Origin of the sequence: Alkalihalophilus sp. As8PL (genome assembly GCF_040939795.1) — a bacterium.
In the GTDB taxonomy this organism is placed as follows: domain Bacteria; phylum Bacillota; class Bacilli; order Bacillales; family Bacillaceae_D; genus Alkalihalophilus; species Alkalihalophilus lindianensis.
Map to the genome: position 1 here is coordinate 236,174 of NZ_CP162550.1, position 18,476 is coordinate 254,649.

18 protein-coding genes are annotated in these 18,476 nt (G+C 35.9%); 6 read left to right on the forward strand and 12 right to left on the reverse strand.

Annotated features, from left to right (window positions below; all coding sequences use genetic code 11):
* Positions 1-3 precede the first annotated feature (3 nt).
* The 3 genes from AB3N04_RS01160 to AB3N04_RS01170 are packed head-to-tail and all read left to right on the forward strand — an operon-like array spanning position 4 to position 3,545.
* Complete coding sequence (locus AB3N04_RS01160; protein ID WP_368502736.1) at positions 4-2,298, forward strand: peptidoglycan DD-metalloendopeptidase family protein; 2,295 nt, start codon at positions 4-6, stop codon at positions 2,296-2,298.
* 13 nt (positions 2,299-2,311) lie between these two features.
* Complete coding sequence (locus tag AB3N04_RS01165) at positions 2,312-2,842, forward strand: hypothetical protein (protein ID WP_368502737.1); 531 nt, start codon at positions 2,312-2,314, stop codon at positions 2,840-2,842.
* Between the two features lie 55 nt (positions 2,843-2,897).
* Entirely contained in the window at positions 2,898-3,545 is a 648-nt protein-coding gene (locus AB3N04_RS01170; protein ID WP_368502738.1) for a hypothetical protein, read from the forward strand.
* 63 nt (positions 3,546-3,608) lie between these two features.
* Here AB3N04_RS01170 and AB3N04_RS01175 read toward each other — a convergent pair whose 3' ends face one another.
* The 10 genes from AB3N04_RS01175 to holB all read right to left on the reverse strand — a co-directional run bounded on the left by AB3N04_RS01175 (position 3,609) and on the right by holB (position 11,751).
* A complete protein-coding gene (locus tag AB3N04_RS01175; RefSeq protein ID WP_368502739.1) occupies positions 3,609-3,830 on the reverse strand; it encodes a hypothetical protein in 222 nt (73 codons plus the stop codon).
* Between the two features lie 267 nt (positions 3,831-4,097).
* Positions 4,098-4,412 carry a hypothetical protein gene (locus AB3N04_RS01180; protein WP_368502740.1) on the reverse strand — a complete coding sequence of 105 codons (315 nt, stop codon included), beginning with the start codon at positions 4,410-4,412 and terminating at the stop codon, positions 4,098-4,100.
* A gap of 74 nt (positions 4,413-4,486) precedes the next feature.
* On the reverse strand, positions 4,487-5,614 hold the full coding sequence (gene xerS / locus AB3N04_RS01185) for a tyrosine recombinase XerS (protein ID WP_368502741.1): 1,128 nt from the start codon (positions 5,612-5,614) through the stop codon (positions 4,487-4,489).
* A 122-nt stretch (positions 5,615-5,736) separates the two neighbouring features.
* On the reverse strand, positions 5,737-6,606 hold the full coding sequence (locus AB3N04_RS01190; RefSeq protein ID WP_368502742.1) for a DUF3800 domain-containing protein: 870 nt from the start codon (positions 6,604-6,606) through the stop codon (positions 5,737-5,739).
* Positions 6,607-6,921: 315 nt separating this feature from the next.
* Positions 6,922-7,716 carry a DUF5677 domain-containing protein gene (locus AB3N04_RS01195; protein WP_368502743.1) on the reverse strand — a complete coding sequence of 265 codons (795 nt, stop codon included), beginning with the start codon at positions 7,714-7,716 and terminating at the stop codon, positions 6,922-6,924.
* 15 nt (positions 7,717-7,731) lie between these two features.
* The gene (locus tag AB3N04_RS01200; protein WP_368502744.1) at positions 7,732-8,991 is read right to left on the reverse strand and encodes a DUF1173 family protein; all 1,260 of its coding nucleotides are present in this window, start codon (positions 8,989-8,991) and stop codon (positions 7,732-7,734) included.
* A gap of 279 nt (positions 8,992-9,270) precedes the next feature.
* Positions 9,271-9,528, reverse strand: a complete 258-nt coding sequence (locus AB3N04_RS01205) for a hypothetical protein (RefSeq protein ID WP_368502745.1) — start codon at positions 9,526-9,528, stop codon at positions 9,271-9,273.
* 144 nt (positions 9,529-9,672) lie between these two features.
* Positions 9,673-10,470 carry an EAL domain-containing protein gene (locus tag AB3N04_RS01210; RefSeq protein ID WP_368502746.1) on the reverse strand — a complete coding sequence of 266 codons (798 nt, stop codon included), beginning with the start codon at positions 10,468-10,470 and terminating at the stop codon, positions 9,673-9,675.
* Positions 10,471-10,505: 35 nt separating this feature from the next.
* Positions 10,506-10,661: a hypothetical protein gene (locus tag AB3N04_RS01215; protein WP_368502747.1), complete on the reverse strand. Its 156-nt coding sequence runs from the start codon at positions 10,659-10,661 to the stop codon at positions 10,506-10,508.
* A 127-nt stretch (positions 10,662-10,788) separates the two neighbouring features.
* Positions 10,789-11,751 (reverse strand): DNA polymerase III subunit delta', encoded by a 963-nt coding sequence (gene holB, locus AB3N04_RS01220; protein ID WP_368502748.1) that lies wholly within the window; start codon positions 11,749-11,751, stop codon positions 10,789-10,791.
* Between the two features lie 355 nt (positions 11,752-12,106).
* Here holB and AB3N04_RS01225 point away from each other — a divergent pair, with 355 nt between their 5' ends.
* From AB3N04_RS01225 to AB3N04_RS01235, 3 genes are all read left to right on the forward strand, one after another.
* The gene (locus AB3N04_RS01225) at positions 12,107-12,232 is read left to right on the forward strand and encodes a hypothetical protein (protein WP_368502749.1); all 126 of its coding nucleotides are present in this window, start codon (positions 12,107-12,109) and stop codon (positions 12,230-12,232) included.
* A gap of 78 nt (positions 12,233-12,310) precedes the next feature.
* Positions 12,311-12,766 (forward strand): hypothetical protein, encoded by a 456-nt coding sequence (locus AB3N04_RS01230; protein WP_368502750.1) that lies wholly within the window; start codon positions 12,311-12,313, stop codon positions 12,764-12,766.
* A 12-nt stretch (positions 12,767-12,778) separates the two neighbouring features.
* On the forward strand, positions 12,779-12,937 hold the full coding sequence (locus tag AB3N04_RS01235) for a hypothetical protein (RefSeq protein ID WP_368502751.1): 159 nt from the start codon (positions 12,779-12,781) through the stop codon (positions 12,935-12,937).
* 53 nt (positions 12,938-12,990) lie between these two features.
* On the opposite strand, the gene AB3N04_RS01240 is transcribed toward AB3N04_RS01235, so the two are convergent.
* Together AB3N04_RS01240 and AB3N04_RS01245 are read right to left on the reverse strand one after the other, a co-directional pair.
* Positions 12,991-16,890 (reverse strand): PKD domain-containing protein, encoded by a 3,900-nt coding sequence (locus AB3N04_RS01240; RefSeq protein WP_368502752.1) that lies wholly within the window; start codon positions 16,888-16,890, stop codon positions 12,991-12,993.
* A gap of 230 nt (positions 16,891-17,120) precedes the next feature.
* Positions 17,121-18,203, reverse strand: a complete 1,083-nt coding sequence (locus AB3N04_RS01245) for a hypothetical protein (RefSeq protein ID WP_368502753.1) — start codon at positions 18,201-18,203, stop codon at positions 17,121-17,123.
* Positions 18,204-18,476: the final 273 nt, after the last annotated feature.

The window sequence follows — 18,476 nt, forward strand, 5'->3', positions numbered from 1 at the left end:
TCTATGAGTGCTGAGAGAAAAATTGATATAAATACAGAAGAATCCTCGCAGCATGACCGCTATGCTAATGAACGATCTTTAGAGGATGTGAAAAGGGAGATACTTAATCTCCCTTCTTCAACCTCTTATGATTCTTCCCATGATTCAGTTCCAGATAGAAGAGATAACCAATCTCAAAGATTAAATCAATTAAGAGATATCCAGTCTTCTACTGATTCACACTCAAAAGAGAGTAGAGGTCCACAAAGAGATAAGTCCGAAAAGGCTAGAGAAGCCATGAAAGAAAAGGTCATTACAGAAGGAAGAAAACGGTTAGCTAAAAAAGCCAAAAGAGAAGCAATAAAGCGTGGAATAAAAGTTGCCGCTCAACTACTCAGGAAAGCTATCGTAAGTGTATTCATGGCAATCATGAAAAAGGTACTAATCGTAGCATCTATTATCGGTGCAAAAGCCTTGATCATATTCATAGCAGTCTTACTCTTTGCTGTAATGGTAATGCTTATCTTTTCTGCTCTATTTGGTAGTTCCGATGGGGTTGGTGATGAAGGGGAAATTGGATTATTCAATGAATACATTACAGATCTCTCCAATGCAACGGTAGATAGCGCAAAAGCCGAACAACAAATGTATCGGGTCCCAGAAGCTCTAATATCTGCTACGTATCAAATTGCTTTTTGGCATTATGATGAAGAAGGGAAATTTGATCCACCTCCTGTCCCGGACACAAATGATCTCCCAAAAGCTCCACGCTCTTTAAGTAAAGACTTTCCAGATGAAACGGACATGCTAAGAGACTTTACAGCACTTCTTCAACCAATATTCACGTATGGCACTTTTACCGATGTGAGGGAAACACAGGAAATCATATGTGAGGATGGTGTCTGTAGCCCTGGTCCAGTTGAAAAAGAAAATTTTGAAGTTGAAAGGTTAGTAAGCGTATCATCTTGGAATGGCTTTGGTTCTATGGATCACGAGGTGCAGACTAGTGATTGGTTTGAGGAATCTACGACACACATTGAAACCAGATACAGAACTGAAACGAGAATGGTTACCAAACATAACCCTCGTACGGGGATTGCTTATGAGGTCGAAGAATCATACAAAGTTCCTTACGATGTCACCGTCGAAACTATAAACAAAGAACGTTATAACTCACATGTAAAAACAGGAGAAGATTTTAGGCATGATTTCAGAGTTTTAGATAGTGCTCTAACAACAATGGGTTACGAAAAATATGACAAAGAATTAACAGAAGGACTATATGAGTTTACGGCTAACCAACCCCTATACTATGTGGCTTGGTTAGAAGGGGATTTATCTAACTCCATTACAGGTATGTTGAATTATAGAGGTAATGTGATACCAGGATCTGGTATCCCTACGGAATTTATGCCTCATTATTTAGAAGCACAAGCGAAATATAATATCCCCTGGAGTGTCTTAGCCTCCATTCACTACGAAGAAACAAAATTTAGTACACATCCTACCATGATCTCTTACGTAGGAGCAGTAGGACACATGCAGTTTATGCCAAGAACTTGGGTGGGCTGGGGGTTTAGAGGAGACGCCAATGCTAGCGTTACAGCATTAGGAAATATTATAGGGAGTTTTGATATAACAAATTTAGCTAATATTGAACGATATGGAGGGTATGGCCGAGATGGATCAGGCAATGGGAAAGCAAATCCATGGGATATTCAGGATGCTATTCACACCGCTGCCTATTACCTACAAAAGCATAACTATAACTCAAACCCTAGAAAAGCCATTTTATCCTACAATCATTCAGGAGCATATGCTGATTCAATAATAGCTAGAGCAAACAAATTTGAAAGTGAAGCTCGTTATACTGAAGGAGAAGTCCCACAAATGACTAGCGGTACTTTTATGCGCCCTGCTACTGGTACGGTGACCTCTACATATGGCCCTAGAGCATCATTTGGTGGACGAATGCATAATGGAATTGATATTGGTAAAAACGGCCGTACTACTGACGTACCTATCGTAGCTGCAGCTGATGGAACTGTAACTCATGCAAACTGGTCTGATAGCTTCGGGAACCTTGTGATAATCCAACATAATGTTGATGGCAAGCGTATTGATACCCTTTATGCCCACATGGTTACGGGTAGTGTAAGAGTAAGAGTAGGGAGTAAAGTTAATAAAGGAGATATTATCGGTTTGATGGGGAATACAGGACGTTCGTTTGGACCGCATTTACATTTTGAAATCCATGTAGGTGGTTATCAACCAGGTGGCGCTAGAGCGGTAAACCCCTTGTTATATGTTCCGAAATAAGGAGGGCTAGATTATGTTACTTGTATTATCAGACTTATCATCTAAAGACCAGATCCCTAAACATTTAAATCCAGAAGTTATTTTTTTACTAGGAGATTTCAAACCACGAAGAATCGTTCATTTAATTGACTTCCACTTTAAATGTCCTAAATTTGGTGTGACAGGTAATCATGATAAAGACGATTTATACTTAGATACTAATATTATAAATATTAGTAGAGAATTACATTCTTGGAATGGAAAATCTATTGGAGGGATAAGTGGTGTCCCTAGGTATAACTCTAAGCCATATGGTCAGTTTGACGAGTCAGAAGTAGCTTCTTACTTGGGGAATCTACCTCCTAATTTAGATTACTTCTTAGCACATACCAACCCATTAATTGATGAACAAACGGATAATGCCCATAGAGGATCTGAAAGCCTATCGGAATATATTCATATGAAAAAACCGAAACATCTCTTCCATGGGCATCTACATGAACCTAAAGAGTATGTAATAGGTGACACTTTAGTACATTCGGTTTATCTAGCTAATCAATATTAAATACTGGAAAACAAAAGGAGGAGACCATCCTTCTTTTTGTTTTAAGGGGGAGCAAATGAATTTACGCATAATAAGCATAGGAGTTGCTCTTTTAGGAGTAGGCGTATACGTTATATTATCTCTAACAGGCTTTTTTGATAAGACAGAAATTGATCTAGCTGAGTCTGTAAGTAGCCTCGAACAATATACCGCATCTTTCTACGACACCCAAGAAAAAACGGGGGAGTGGATAGCTGCAATCAATCCAAATGCTCAAACAGACTATTTTGAAACGAATTCACAGGTAGAGCGAAACGTCACAATAGAACCTTTTCTTAGTGACTTTTTCGGATCAATCTTAATGAATGATATTGATTTATTTGTAAGTTATTTCATATTTGATGATCTAGTTGAAGATTTAGGGGAAAAGGAACCCGAAGAACGAATGCAACAGTTAAGAGAGATTATGATGGCTATAACTAAAGGTGACAGCCTTTTAAATGTAGAGATAGGAAGAACGAGAGAATATGATACATATCATGAAGTTCAGACGACACTTATATATAAAGAAAACATGAGACGTAATTTAACCTTAAATCTTATATTTGAAAGTCCAACGTACCATGATGAGCATAATTTAGAGATCTACTATATAAATAACTCTATTTGGGACATACTTGACCAATTAGAATCCGAAACTGGATGGAGAACACTCTTAAATTAATCTTATAATTAAATGATAAAAAAGACCTTCATATAATGAAAGGTCTTTTAGTTTTGCTTTTTATTAATGTTTTTGTTCTTTTATATTCAAAACGCGGATTAACCCAAAGGTTTGAGCAATACCACTCACCATACTCAGTAAACAAACGAGTAGTAGGAAAGTGGTTGTTAATGCATTAGCAAACAGGCTGCTATTAGCATCGATCATAAAAATTTCATATTGCTTAGTTAAAAATAAACCAATTAAATATAATAGGGGAATCATGAATAATAAAGGGAACTTCATATGTTTTAGCCACTTATTCTTGCTAATCACTCGAACACCTACCTAATTATTTTTGTTTATGAGATTGAACTTCACGTAGTATTCCCTCTCTAAACTCTTTTAGAACAAACAGATAAAAAACTATCATGATAAGGAGCAATTCAGTTTCACCAATCTTAAATACATAACGAGATGTGAAGTAAAATACGTTATGAATAAGGATAATAAACCAAACCCCTGTAATGATTTTTAAAATAGCAACACGCAACCCCACAACCCCTTACATCATCATCTAATTAAAATTCTCTCAATGGCCAACAATTCTAACCCATCTAATTCTTGCAAAAGGTAGGTGGTCTTATCGAAATTCTCCAGCTGCTCGTGATGATCTTCTCCATTAGGGTACGCAAGGAACGTAATACTCGTTTCATCAATTGTCACCTTAACTTGAAAATCACCTTTCCTCAAATAAGGACTAAACCAACTACCTGCATGAGCCATATAGTGATACCTTTTTTTAAAATTATGAGCGAACCACCGGGAAGGTACGATCATATGAATATTTGAATGCTTTATAGTAGACCATAGTTTTGTAATTTTCATACATACACCACCTAAAAGTAACTACTACTATTGTAAGCTATTTACTTCAATACATTAAATTGAATACTGTTAGTTTAATCATTTCGATTTTTGGTAGTCCTCGCATCACTAATATTCTGCATTACTTGCTTATGTTCTTTACGATTCAAGTTAGTATATAATGCTGTTGTTTCTATTGAGTTATGACCCAGCTGATCCCTCAAAAGAACAATATTACCCCCGCTATTCTTTAAATGTTCTCCTGCAAATGAATGCCGCAGCTTATGTGGACTCAAAGCTCTTTGTCCTTTATTAAATGCTTTCGTATATCGTTCAACTAAATTCTGAATTGCACGTACAGACATAGGCTTTACTCTACCTTGATATTTCGTGACGAAAATATAAAAGTCACTCTCCGTAGCCTTATATTTAGCATTTCTGACTTCTAAATAAGCTCTTAAGTCGTCTAATGCATCAGGAAGAATTTCAACCGTATCTTCCTTGCTGCCTTTTCTTATAACGTCAATTTGATGATCATTAAAGTCTATAGCATCAAGTGTTAGACTCGCTACTTCACTAACCCTTAAACCAGTACCTAAAAACAGAGAGAGGATGGCTAAATCCCGTTCTTTATTATGAGAGAACCGTTCTTTTTGTTTACCGTCAATACTTGCTTCATGCTCATACCGTACATAATCTAAAAATCCGGAAATCGATTCATCATGTAAGATTTTAGAACTCATGGTTTTAGATCGTCTGCTGGCTGATTCTGATTCCGTAAGTAAAGGGATCTTGCTCATCACATTTCGATAAAAGTAACACTCACCATCTTCATTTTCAGTTTGTGTAGTTAGATAGCTGAAGAGGGAGGTAAGAGCCGATATATTACGGTTTACGGCAGCATCAGACCTTTTTTTATAAACATCTTTCCGTACAGTAATATCTTCTCCTCGTAATAAATCGATATAAAATTCCACCTGATCTTTTCGTAAGGTTTCTAGCACAGAGTAGGGTATATCTTTCATTTGGCTATTAGTTACAATGCCTTCTGATTGTAGATATGTAAAAAACCTTTTAAACTCGTGAATGTAACCGAGAAGGGTGGAGGGAGATCTTTTTTTTCTTCTTTGTGCTTGAACATATTCCTTTATATAATCCGGCATATCTTTAAGGTGAGTATTTAATCTTTTTTCATGTTTTTGTTGCTCTAAAGATTGTGACAAGTGAGTCACCGCCTTTGTCGTTTTTTGTCGTATTCACATTAAATATAATTTTAACGAACATATATTGTTTAAAATATTAATTCTAACGTAAGTTTTAATTAAATAACGGTTTACCCCTAACCTTACTCAAACGATCTGAAATTATTAGCCATAAACAAATCAATATAGTCACCTAGGGAGACTTGATCAAGTTCCTTGTTGCTATCCCATTCGTAGTATTTTATATTGCGTAAAAACTGTTGAAATGCATCTATCTTAAGTAATTCAATGACTAATTGGTGCTTCTTCGCTTTCCCTTTAATACCCATTTCGGTGTATTGTCTGTCTGTTAACCCTGGGGGAATCGAATATCTTCGTATAATCAACCGAATTACTCCTAGAATTAAATCAACCAACTCTATTCCTATCATTTGTCCTTTGGTCACCATTTTACAATCATCCACCCAAAACTGTTCAGCACGATATAACGATTGAGTATTTAAATTCTCTTTTAATCGTGTTTCCAAATTGTATTTCTCATATTTCCCTTCCTTTTCTATGAAAATATCTGTTTTTATGTATACATCTTTTCCATAATTACGAAGCAACCCATAAAAAATACGTTCCGGAATTTTTGTATAAACCATTAACGTAGCATAGTTCATGGTTACTTTTCTTTGACGGCCTTTTGTCTTTTTACTTCCAATATCGTCAGACAGTTTATAGCGTTGATCAAGGGCGGAGCGGTTGTAATTAATGACATTCATTCTTGTATACTTGGCAATATTTGAAAATACAGTAATAGCTTCTTTTATATTTTCTCGTAGAACTCCATCACCAGTATAGTCGGTCCAATGTAATTTTATTTCTTTAGAAGTTAATCGGTCGGTAAGTGTATTCATCTCTTGGGAACAATATACGGAATGGGGGATGAGTAACCCGCCCATTGTCGTTGGTTTATCGGAATCTTGACCACTTTCATCAAAGAAAATATTCATTAACTCTTTAGACACATGTTATCCTCCTAATTGACGTATGTAGATAAATATTATATAGTAATATTACGTTGTAGCCCCGTATCAAGATACGGTTAGTATAACGTAGGATTGAAAGAGTACCCGTACCAAGGTTCGGTGAAAATCAGTCCGTCACATATAAAAAATCATATAATCTAACAAACCTCAACAGCTAAACTTTTAAAAGTTTAGCTGTTTTTATTGTACCATATTATCATTTCTAATGTTCGTTAAATTACCATTTAACGCGAACTAAATTTGATTAATTTAAGGGGATATTGATTACCAATCACCAAAACCCCCTCTCTACTTTTAATATTTTTTCATGAACTGATAGCTTAAGTTCATCAAGGTTATGAATTTCTTTGCGTGCTCTTTGTGACCATAAAATTCAAGTATACCAACTACTGACTCTCGTAGCAGACTCGAAACAAAAGCTGTATTCATATCAATTTGCGAGTTTCCGGTTAATATGGTTACTTGATCAGTATCATACTGAATTCTTTTCATTACATCCATGGAATGAACCTCACTTGATAATTGACGGTAAAGCAACTCATATTCAGCCCCAAGTTCAAGTCTGTTGCATAGTTGCTCGAAGTTGCCTGTTTTCCCATCTAAATTGTACCAATTATGTTTAGACTGCCGGAGACTAAATACATCTGAAAATTCATTCTCTAGTTGCTGTAGTAATATCTTAGGGTCACTTTCTCCGAACTCAGTTAAGATTTGCTGAGTGGTACGCCCTAAGAGGCGCCTTATTCTTTCGCCTTTTCTACCTGGTTGAATGATGCTTTGCAATAAACCCAATTCCTTTGATCTTACTGCCGCAAAATATGACCTTCCATAGATTCGGTTTTCTTTAGTTAGCAGCACTTGCAGATATACATGACTCTCAAACACACTCCGTGTGATTGTATCGATTGCTGTAAAGCTCCCAGCTTCAATCAAGGTTATTAAAGAATTAGTTTTTTGAACCATATCTTCAAAAAAGGCAATTGTTACTCCATCTTCCCATTGAAGTTCTCTCTTTTCTTCCTCAAAACCTTCCAGTATAATTTTCGCAACTTTATCCGCTTCACTATTTACTTTTTTTAGTAATCTCATGTTCCACCTCCGTTGTTAGTCTATACCATTCTGTCTGAGAGGTGGTAATTTTGGTAGAGTTTTCTTGTCGAAAGCATCCCAATACCAAAAATCATAATTCGGTAAGCTGCTTAAATAATCTATCTTCACTTTTCTATGTTGGTGATAATGTGTTTGACTTTCAGACATCCCAAACACCTCTATTATGGTTGGCTTTACTGTATCAATTAATAAACCATCAGGTATAAGACCTTTCCATGCGGGGTGGTATTTCGTGTCATGGATACGTTGAACGAGTCTCTTTTGATGACATAGAGCATTGTATAGAAACCTCTCGTATGAACTCTCTATAGGTACACCATAGTCATTAATAGGAACAAGTCCAAGACTTATGAAATGTGGTGGGTTATTTTGTTCAGTATATGTTACAAAACCTCCAAGGATATAGGGTCCTTCGCTTACCGTTAGCCCACTAAAAGCTGATTCAATAATAATGGTATTAACTGTGAATTTCATTTTAATAAGGGTTGAAGGGTGTTCAAGAATTAACTCTGACATGCCATTCTGAAGGTCACTGTGACCAGCGTACTTCAGAAGTGCGAAAGCATGATATTTATGTTTGTGTGCTTTTTCAATGTAATAGATGCTTCCTACTTTCCCACCCTTATACATGAGTTGATCGAGCGATACGTTCTTAGCGACATATATCTTCTTAGATGTACGTTTAACTATTTGCGAATAGATGCGGCCTATATCTGGATATCGCTCTTTTCCTTTAAAGAAAATATAATCGTCCCATGCTCTAGTTATAAGTTTCCTAACTAATTGGTGAATAGTTGAAGTACCAACTGATACACTAGCCTCTATAGAATCAGAAGTACCGTGTGCGTCCTTACTCTTTATTGTCGTTTTTTTCTTGGAAGGTTTCACTTTTTTAAAATCAATAGCAGGTAATTGGACTCTTAGATTCCCATCAGAATCTTCTTGTGTGTTACCAATGTACTCATTTGCAGAAGATAACGAGTTTTTATTGTGAAAGTGGCACTTTTTATCATGCTTAGAGGATTGTTTAGGAAATGTCTTAATGTAGTAACTGTTCGATATTTCTCTATAGATGATCATCATATCGATATCAACATTAGTACACTTACAGTTGAGTTGTGTCTTTTTATGTCTGTATAGCTCATGTAGATCACGAAAAGTAGCATGTTGCTGCTCTTGTGACATATTAATAAGCTGATCATAAAGAAGATGCGTTACGTTACCTACTGTTGTTATTTCGAGCATTCCATTCATCCAATCCCCCATTTCAAGAACCTTTGATATTATGATAAAAAATAAATCGACAATTTGCTACGATGCTTCGAACGAAAATAAATAGCTCTTTTATAATAGAAATGAGCAAGTTTCTCTTCACACATATACTTGCCAGTAAAATCAATGGTGAGAGTAGGATAATGAAGTTTAATGCTATCAGGGCTTGTATAAACACTAAGATAGCGATTACAACATGCACTGATTGATTAAGCATTAATTGAATCGACTCCCTTATGATATTACTAATTTATTTTCCGTTTAATAAATTACGATTGCAGCGTCGTTCTCAGAAATACTTCTGCTAAAGAAATCAATTTCTCCATCGCGAATATAGACTTGTTGCTTTAATTTCTTATACTGTTTCTTAATTACTTTGAGATCTTCTAATAGCATTTCAGCCTCACAGTATTCGAAATGAGATTTTGCTATCTCGTACCTGGTTCTGGTATCTGCAAATAATCTCTTTAACTCTTCAAGGTCTTTATTATCTAATTTAAGTTGTGGAGTATTTTTCATCACCATTTCATCCTCTCTATTTAAATACAGAAAAGCCCCCGAATAAACACCTACAATGTAGGCGGTGTTTATTCGGGGGCTTCCCTCTCACGCAATATTTAAGAAAATAGTACCATAGATTCACATATTAATAAAGTTTGTTCGTTATTTCATTTTGTTAACTTCCAGTTTCCAGTCAAATTGTTTACTAGATAAAGGCTTACTGAATAGAAAACCCTGAACTTCCTTGCAAGAAATACTTTTTAAGAAAGTTAATTGTTCCGGTGTTTCCACACCTTCACAAATGATTCGTTTTCCAAGTTTATATGCTAGATCAACGATGGTTTTTATAACCAGACGATTGTTTACATCATCAATTTGATCCATAAACATTTTATCTAATTTAATGATATGAAGGTTAGGGTTTGATAGATACATGATTGAAGATCGGCCACGACCAAAATCATCTACCGCAATTTTAATGTTCATGGCTGCTATTCTTTTAATCTTCTCCCTCATCAAAGGGTCTAATAACGAGACATTCTCTGTGATTTCGATTTCTATGGAATGAGAATCAAGATTATATTCTTCTAAAAAGGAAAAGATTCGTGTCTCGATATGATCTACGTTTAAGTTTTGCTTAGAGAAATTAATAGATATCGGGACATCAATCCCTCTCTCTTTTAATGAAGCAAGTTTGCAGCATACCTCATTCAAGACATAAAATCCGATTGGTTCAATTAAACCTGTTTCTTCTGCTAATGGGATAAACTCTGCGGGTGTTATAAAACCATAGGATTCATGATTCCATCTTAATAAAGCTTCTGCTCCAATAATGGCTCCTGTACCAGTGTGGAACTTAGGCTGATAGTATACATCTAATTCCTTTTTTTCAAGAGCATCTGAAAGAAGATTCTCGCTCAAGACATTTCCATTATTCATATTTATAGTTTGACCTAACATAGAACACCCCTTATCAGTTATTATAACTATCCTCTCTACTTCTTTATAATCACTTGGTGTAAATTCAAGATAGCTAATTGAATAATTTCCTCATAGCTATAAGGCGTTTCACGAGTCGAATCCAAAAACTGTTTCAACTCACCTAATTTCTCTTTGTCCTGGTAATTTATCTTCTGAATAACACGCTCCATATTGCTTCCCTCCAAAAAAACGCAAAGAGCCCCCATTGACCATATAAATGGCACAACGGGGGCTTCCCTTCTCAGTACTTTAATAATACCAAATACTTCTTACTCTGTTCAATCTTTTCATTTGTTTTTATATTTTTAACCGATAACAAAGTTGTTCAAAAACCAATTGAGCAGATACATTAGACATAATTTTACGTTGTGCTTGTAAAATGTAATCTTGATTCACCGGATAATAGTTTAGTCCTTTTAAATCGTTTAGGTAGCTCTGGTTAATAACTTCATGTGATCGATTAATCGAAACCATTAATATATCCCTTTGCCACATTGATAACATTGTTAAGGCTATTAATTGTTGGTCCTTTGTCTCAAAATGCTCAAGAATATGACCAACCGTGATAAAGCGCTGAGGGTTTCCCTCTAAGACTTGCTGCATAAAATGACTAATCTCACTCATAGCTCTTTGAATCCAACTATCTTGCATTAACTCTTCCACTTCGCTGATGTCACTTGTGTAGGAAGCTAACGTAAACGCTACATCAGGTTTTAAACCAAAATCCCTCATAAGTTTATCCGCAAACTGTTTGCCATTAGGCTGCTGAAACGAAATAGTTTGTACTCTTGAGCGTATCGTCTCCAACATTCCAGAAGGCTTTTCTGTTAACAATACCGCTAATACCTTTCCAGAAGGTTCTTCAAGGAATTTCAACAAACTGTTAGCAGCTTGGACGTTCATTCGGTCTGCATGTTCAATAATATAGACTCTTTTATCACTTTCAACACTACTCATGGCAATTTCTTTCTTTAATAGTCGTATTTGATCCACTTTAATGTGTTGACCATCCGGTTGAGTTCTTACTATGTCTGGATGATTACCATTCATCACTCTCTTACAAACGTGACAAGAACCGCAACCTACATGCTTTTTCTCACAACAAAAGAAGGCTTTTACAAGTTCATTGACCGTCTCGCGCTTACCTACCCCTTTATGGCCTTCAAATAAGTATGCGTGAGCTAACCTCTCTTGTCTTAATGCGTTTGTTAATGTTTGATACACTCCTGGTTGTCTCTCTTTAATTGTTTCTAATGACATATTAATCACTCTCCCTAAAGTTTGATCCTCTTTTTATAGAACGCAAAAAAGCCCATAGGGAAATTAGTAGAAGCTACTAAAGACCCTATGGGCTGACGTATATTTATAAAAAAAGAGAATGTAATATTTACAGTATATCGTATGTTTATAAATATTTTCAAACTATTGTTGAAATGTTCTTCATACAATATTATGATATAAGATATATTCAACCTATTTAATTTAACTGCTAGCTCTTCGAGCAAGCACCAATACTAAACGCGAAGTCCATTGGACCTTTTGTTAGGCAAACTCTGCCCAATAATAAGTCCAATGGGCTTTTTTTGCGTTCAACAAACTAAGGAGAGTGTTTTATATGATTACTTTTACATTATCAATGAATACGGTGGTTGTATCTTTACTTATGGGTTCACTTATTACTGTAGGACTTATTGCTATGTATCGTGGAGGGGCTTGGGATTATATGAAGGATAGAGACTAGTGCGGTGCTGAATATTTATATTCAGCGCTTTCTTTATTTATTAAGTGATAGAGGAAACCCTTAAGGAGAGTGAAAGAATTGAAAAAGGTAAAAGAATTTTGTCTGAAAGATGAGCGTACGCTGCAACCATATGAAAGGGTTGAAGTTTATTACAACTTACATCAAGGTGGATTTTCAATTAAAAGCCTTGATACAAAGAATAAGGATAAGGGAAGAGTCGTAGCATATTCTAGTTTTGTCCAGTTGAAAGATGCAACTTTTCATGTGAGTGAAGCAGGTCTTAATAAAATAAAAGCAAATGGTACGAAATTGGTATGTGCTGTTGTAAGAGGGATCTTTTTAAATGCGGAACCACTGGAATCATTAGACCACATGGCTTTCGATTTTGAACCTATCTATTTTAATCCTAAGAGGGTTGATCGGTTTATAAAAAGTTTTGACAATCAAGTTGTTAATAGTGCAGAGCATGTTTGCTTTTATGATAAACATTGTGCTGGCTTACACATTAATAAGAGTGAACTAATTTATGAATGAGGGGGAATAATAATGTGGAATCTATTTTGTCGTAAGAACAAATCTCTTATGATCCGTAGGGAGTTAAAAAATATTAATAAAAAAATCAAGAGAGCTACTTTTGAACAAGATGCAGCTTGGGTCGAGGAGTTAATGGAGGAAAAATATAGATTGATAGAAACAGCTAAATAAAAAACTTAATACAAAACACCATGAGTCGATAAGACTCATGGTGTTTTTTTGTCTTAATTACTTCTGAAATAATTCAAAGCGTCATAAGCACTTCCAATGATTTCAACAAACACTTTATCTGTAGTGATGTAACCATTCGAATATTGAACAGTAAATTCAAATTCTACTTGGCCATTCCTTAACATGGTATCAGTCTCTATCATTGATGCATCGTATAACTCTCCCACATACAGAGTGTTTGAGTGTCTTATTAAATCGGTGTCTAATTCAAGCAAACTTCCATTTCCTCTTGCGCCTACAAATGATACCTCTACTTTATCAATAGGATAGTCACTCACATCCGCTTCAAGAATAAACGTTTCTCCCGAATAGAATTGATTAGGGTTATTTCCGAGGCTAGTGTGTTTTTTCTCCCACTCCTCAGTATGTTTTACGTACCCTGTGATTGTTAATGGATTAACAACTATTGTAGCAGAGGCTGTATCTGTAGCACCATATTCATCTGTAACGAGTAATTGGATTTGATACTCTCCAGTCTGATCTAAACCTAGAGTAAAGTCTGCTGTTGTAAACGTATTTGATGCATTGTTTGGTTGAGTAACGGTATATAGATACTCTATTTCATCATTCTCAGGATCGGTTGCTCTTCCTGTTACTTGAAGTGTGTCTCCAATGTAGTAAGCAGATTGGTTAAGCTCAAATTGAGCAGTAGGAGCTAAATTATTTACTACTACTTCTCTCACCCTCGAATGACTTGCACCATGCGTATCAGTAGAAGTTAATCGTACTTCATACGTTCCTACTTGTGGGAAACGGAAGCTTGGATTAGTCGCTGTACTAAACTGACTCCAACCACTTGTTCCTTTTACACGCTGTTCCCATCTGTACGTCATTGTGTCCCCTTCGGGATCACTTGATATATTGGTGAACTGAACATTTCTTGTGCGGTCTGTTGGATTAGGTGATTCAGTAAAATTGGCTGTAGGAGCTAAATTATTTACTACCACCTCTCTCACCCTTGAATGACTTGCTCCAAATGCATCGGTTGCGGTTAATCGCACTTCATATGTTCCTACTTCTGAGAAGCGGAAATTCGGATTGGTCGCTGTACTAAACCGACTCCAACTACTTGTCCCCTTTAGACGCTGTTCCCACCTGTACGTCATTGTGTCCCCTTCTGGATCACTAGAGGTGTTGGTGAACTGAACATTTCTTGTACGGTCTGTTGGATTAGGTGATTCCGTAAAGTTGGCTGTAGGAGCTAAATTATTTACTACCACCTCTCTCACCCTTGAATGACTTGCTCCAAATGCATCGGTTGCGGTTAATCGCACTTCATATGTTCCTACTTCTGAGAAGCGGAAATTCGGATTGGTCGCTGTACTAAACTGACTCCAACTACTTGTCCCCTTTAGACGCTCTTCCCACCTGTACGTCATTGTGTCCCCTTCTGGATCACTAGAGGTATTGGTGAACTGAACATTTCTTGTACGGTCTGTTGGATTAGGTGATTCCGTAAAGTTGGCTGTAGGAGTTAAATTATTTATAACTACTTCTCTCAGTCTTGAGTGATTAGCACCATGTGAATCGGTGGCAGTTAATCGTACTTCGTAAGTTCCTACCTGTGAGAATCGGAAACTTGGATTAGCAGAAGTACTAAATTGACTCCAACTACTTGCTCCTTTTACACGCTGTTCCCATCTGTACGTCATTGTGTCCCCTTCAGGGTCGCTCGAACGGTTTGTAAAGGCAACATTTGACATTCGATCAGTCGGAGTTGAATTTATAGTGAAATCAGCAGTAGGAGCTAAATTATTTACAACTACTTCTCTTATACGATTATGACTAGCACCATAAGAATCGGTTGTAGTCAACCTTACTTCATAAATGCCAACCTGTGTAAATCTATATGTTGGATTAGTCGAAGTGCTAAATTGATTCCAACTACCGGTCCCTTTAATTCGATGCTCCCATTTATATGTCATAGAGTCTCCTTCTGGGTCGCTCGAATTGTTGATAAAGACTACATTCGTTAGTCGATCTGTAGGGTTTGGAGATTCGTTAAAATCTGCAATTGGAGTACGGTTAATCACAGGTAATTCTTTAGTTATACTTCTTGAAATACCTTCACTAGTTGCCGTTAAACGCACTTCGTATATCGCTACCTCGTTGAAAAGTCTTGTAGGGTTAGTCACTGTACTAAACTGTGTCCAGCTACTTGTACCCTTTATTCTATATTCCCACTTATAAGATAAAGACCAATCTAAAGGATGTGTTGAATGGTTAGTAAACTGTGTTGTAATTAGCCTATCTGTAGGGTTTGGATTGATCGTAAAGTCTGGTATTGGTGGCGGAGCATCAATAACAGTAATAGTACGAGTACTTGTATTATTATCTGTTTCAATCAGCTCTGCTATTTTGTTATCAGGATCTGCTCTAAATTGAAGACCATAGGTACCTGGAGATAACGTACCAAGGTCTAGGGTCACATTCCTTATTTGGTTTACGGTATAATCCCGAGTTATAACCGATCCTAATCTAGAATTATTTGAGAATAAACGGTGCTCTACACCAGAAGCAGCTTTAACACCATCGTTGATAAAGCTTGCATTTACCGTAATGTTTTCGTTTGAATAGTAAGTAGTTTTATCTGTATTAATACTAAGAGCACGAATATTTGGATAAGATGGTTCAAAAAGATAAACTCCTTGATCGCCATTCACCATCATAACTTTTCTTTGACTTCCTCCTAAAACTACAAGGGAGTAATCTCTTGCACCATCCATCCTATAAATATTACTTAAGCCACCAGTAGGATTACGATACCAAGGTGCAGCACCACCGTCCCAGTTCCATAATGATATGGCACCTGCCTGTGTGGTTAAAAACACCTTATTATCAGCCGTTGCAACTGTACCACCGTTTACTCCACTGGCTGCATCAATAATTTGGGTGTAAGAGCCGTTATTAGGACTAATTGCATATGTAAATCCCCGGCCATCACTTAGACGATTCGTATTAACAAACATTCTATTTAACCCTGGATTATAGGATACTTCGTAGCGCATGAGTTGATTTTCACCATGGATACTATGAATACTATTAAAGCTTTGAACTGTAAAATCCCTTGTATCTGTTCGGTGAACTTTGCCTCGTTTATCTACAGAAATATGAAATGTACCATTTTGGCTAAATGCCGAAGCTGCAATTCCATAATCTACAGTTCTTTTTGCTGTATTCCCATTACGAGGATCTAACATTAGTATCTGTCCTCGAGTAGCATCACCTGTAAACATAATTCGAGTCCCACTTCCAGAACCAACTTTTACAGGGGCACCAGAGTACACATGTCCTCCATCATCATGAATGTAGAAAGGTTGTGTGGTGTTATCTAGGACATTGAAACCATATATCTCCATATGCCAACCTGAAATGTATACTTCTCCATTTTGATAATGGATGGGAGTAGAAACAAAACGATTTCTCTTCCAAGCATGATTTCCAACATTAGTGTTAATAGACTTAATTAGTCTACCGTTAGATATATCAAGTATGTTTACTCGATCTCCACTGGGTATTACAATTCGATTTTGGACAACAATAGGACTTGCGGGTTGTTCAGACAATTGCCCCAATAATCTATTGGAGGTCCAAAGGACATTATCGTTAAGAACGTCATATGCAATAACCCTACCGGATTCTGTACCAATCATATAAGCTATGTCATTTACAATGATGGGAGAAGAATACGTTCCACTTAAATATCCATTTGGATTTAGAACTTGAGTAAATTCATATGGGAATAAATAATTTTCTACGTATCCTTGCCTCAGTTCATTTACCCCACGAACTGGGTAATCATAATCACTAGCATACACATTATCACCGATTCCCATAAATAAGATGATAAAAGTAATTAAAACCATTATTAAGTTTTTCAGAAAGCTTCTCATTAAAATTAACCATCCCCTTTGTAAACGACAAAAAACCCCCATGTTAGATTAATAACATGGGGGTTTCCCTTTAATTAGTTTATTCTTTTATACTTTAATTATAGCATATCTCTTAAATAATACGGGTAAAATATATAATTGAAAATTTAATTTTAAAGGTCTAGTAATGAACATAATTATATTAAATATAATGTCATAGAATAAAAAAGATACTCTTTTTTTAGCTGGGTTTATAACAAATTTTTGAAAAAGGTAAAGATTCCAACAAAAAATTTTCCAATAGATGCAAATATACCTGACTTTTCATCATCAATTAAATCATCTCCGAACTGAGATTCTAAAGCCTCTCTAACATCATTAGAAATTGTTTCTCCTAAAATTAAATTATCTGTAAATAACATATAGTATTCTTTTGCCTCTTCTATTCGTAATGTACTATATAAGTATTCTTTAGTATCGTCATCTTGGTAATGCCCCGCCATAAATGTTAGGACATCTTGGTTTGTAATATATTGAAAATTATATTTAGCAAAAGCTTCGTCTAAATTCTCTACAAAATCAGGACTAAACTCTACTGTGGAGTTATTTTTATTCACTTCATCCTCTTTTTGCTCATCGTCTTTAAGTTCAATATCAATTTTTTCTTCATTTATTTCACTTGAACTTAATCCACTTGTTGAAGTACTATCTCCACTTGAACTTGTTCCACTTGTTGAAGTACTATCTCCACTTGAATTTGTTCCACTTGTTGAAGTATTATCTCCACTTGAATTTGTTCCACTTGTTGAAGTACTATCTCCACTTGAATTTGTTCCACTTGTTGAAGTATTATCTCCACTTGAACTTGTTCCAGTTGTTGAAGTACTATCTCCACTTGAATTTGTCCCACTTGTCGAAGTATTAGTTCCACTTGAGCTAACCGGTTTAGTTGGTGGATTACTTGGTTTTGGTTTCGGCTCTGGTTTTGGTTCAGGTACAGGTTTGTTTTCCACATCTGTCTTGGGCAATAATCCTGCCGCCCCTAACGTAGGGAGTAAGTTATCACCAGCACCAAAGGATCTCCAATCATTTGCCTTAAAATAGTTACGATAGTAATTTCCATAAATAAACCACTCTTCATCATCACTCATATCATCTGTTTTTGCAGTACCATTAATAGATAGATCATCATTTACACGCTCAATATTTCCGAGTTTAAACGTAACTTTCATTCCGGATTCATTAAACGTAAAAGTATTCGCATGTACCGGAATAACAAAACTAAATACCAGTATAATAGTAATGACGAAAGTGAAAAAATTAGATTTAAGCACGACTTAATTCCCCCTAATAATTAACTACATTTATAATATTTTTATCATACTACAATAAAGTAATAACGTTAAATCGCTTCGTACTTCCCTTTATTACATGTATCATTTCTAAACTCATACTATATCGTTTTACTAACTTAAAAAGACAGAAAATCCCCATGTGATTGTACACATGGGGACTTCCCTTAAGATTTATAGATTTATTATTATATTCTATGATTTCCCCTTAATAGTCAAGCATTCAGGATAAAACAACCCCACGCCAACTGAGTG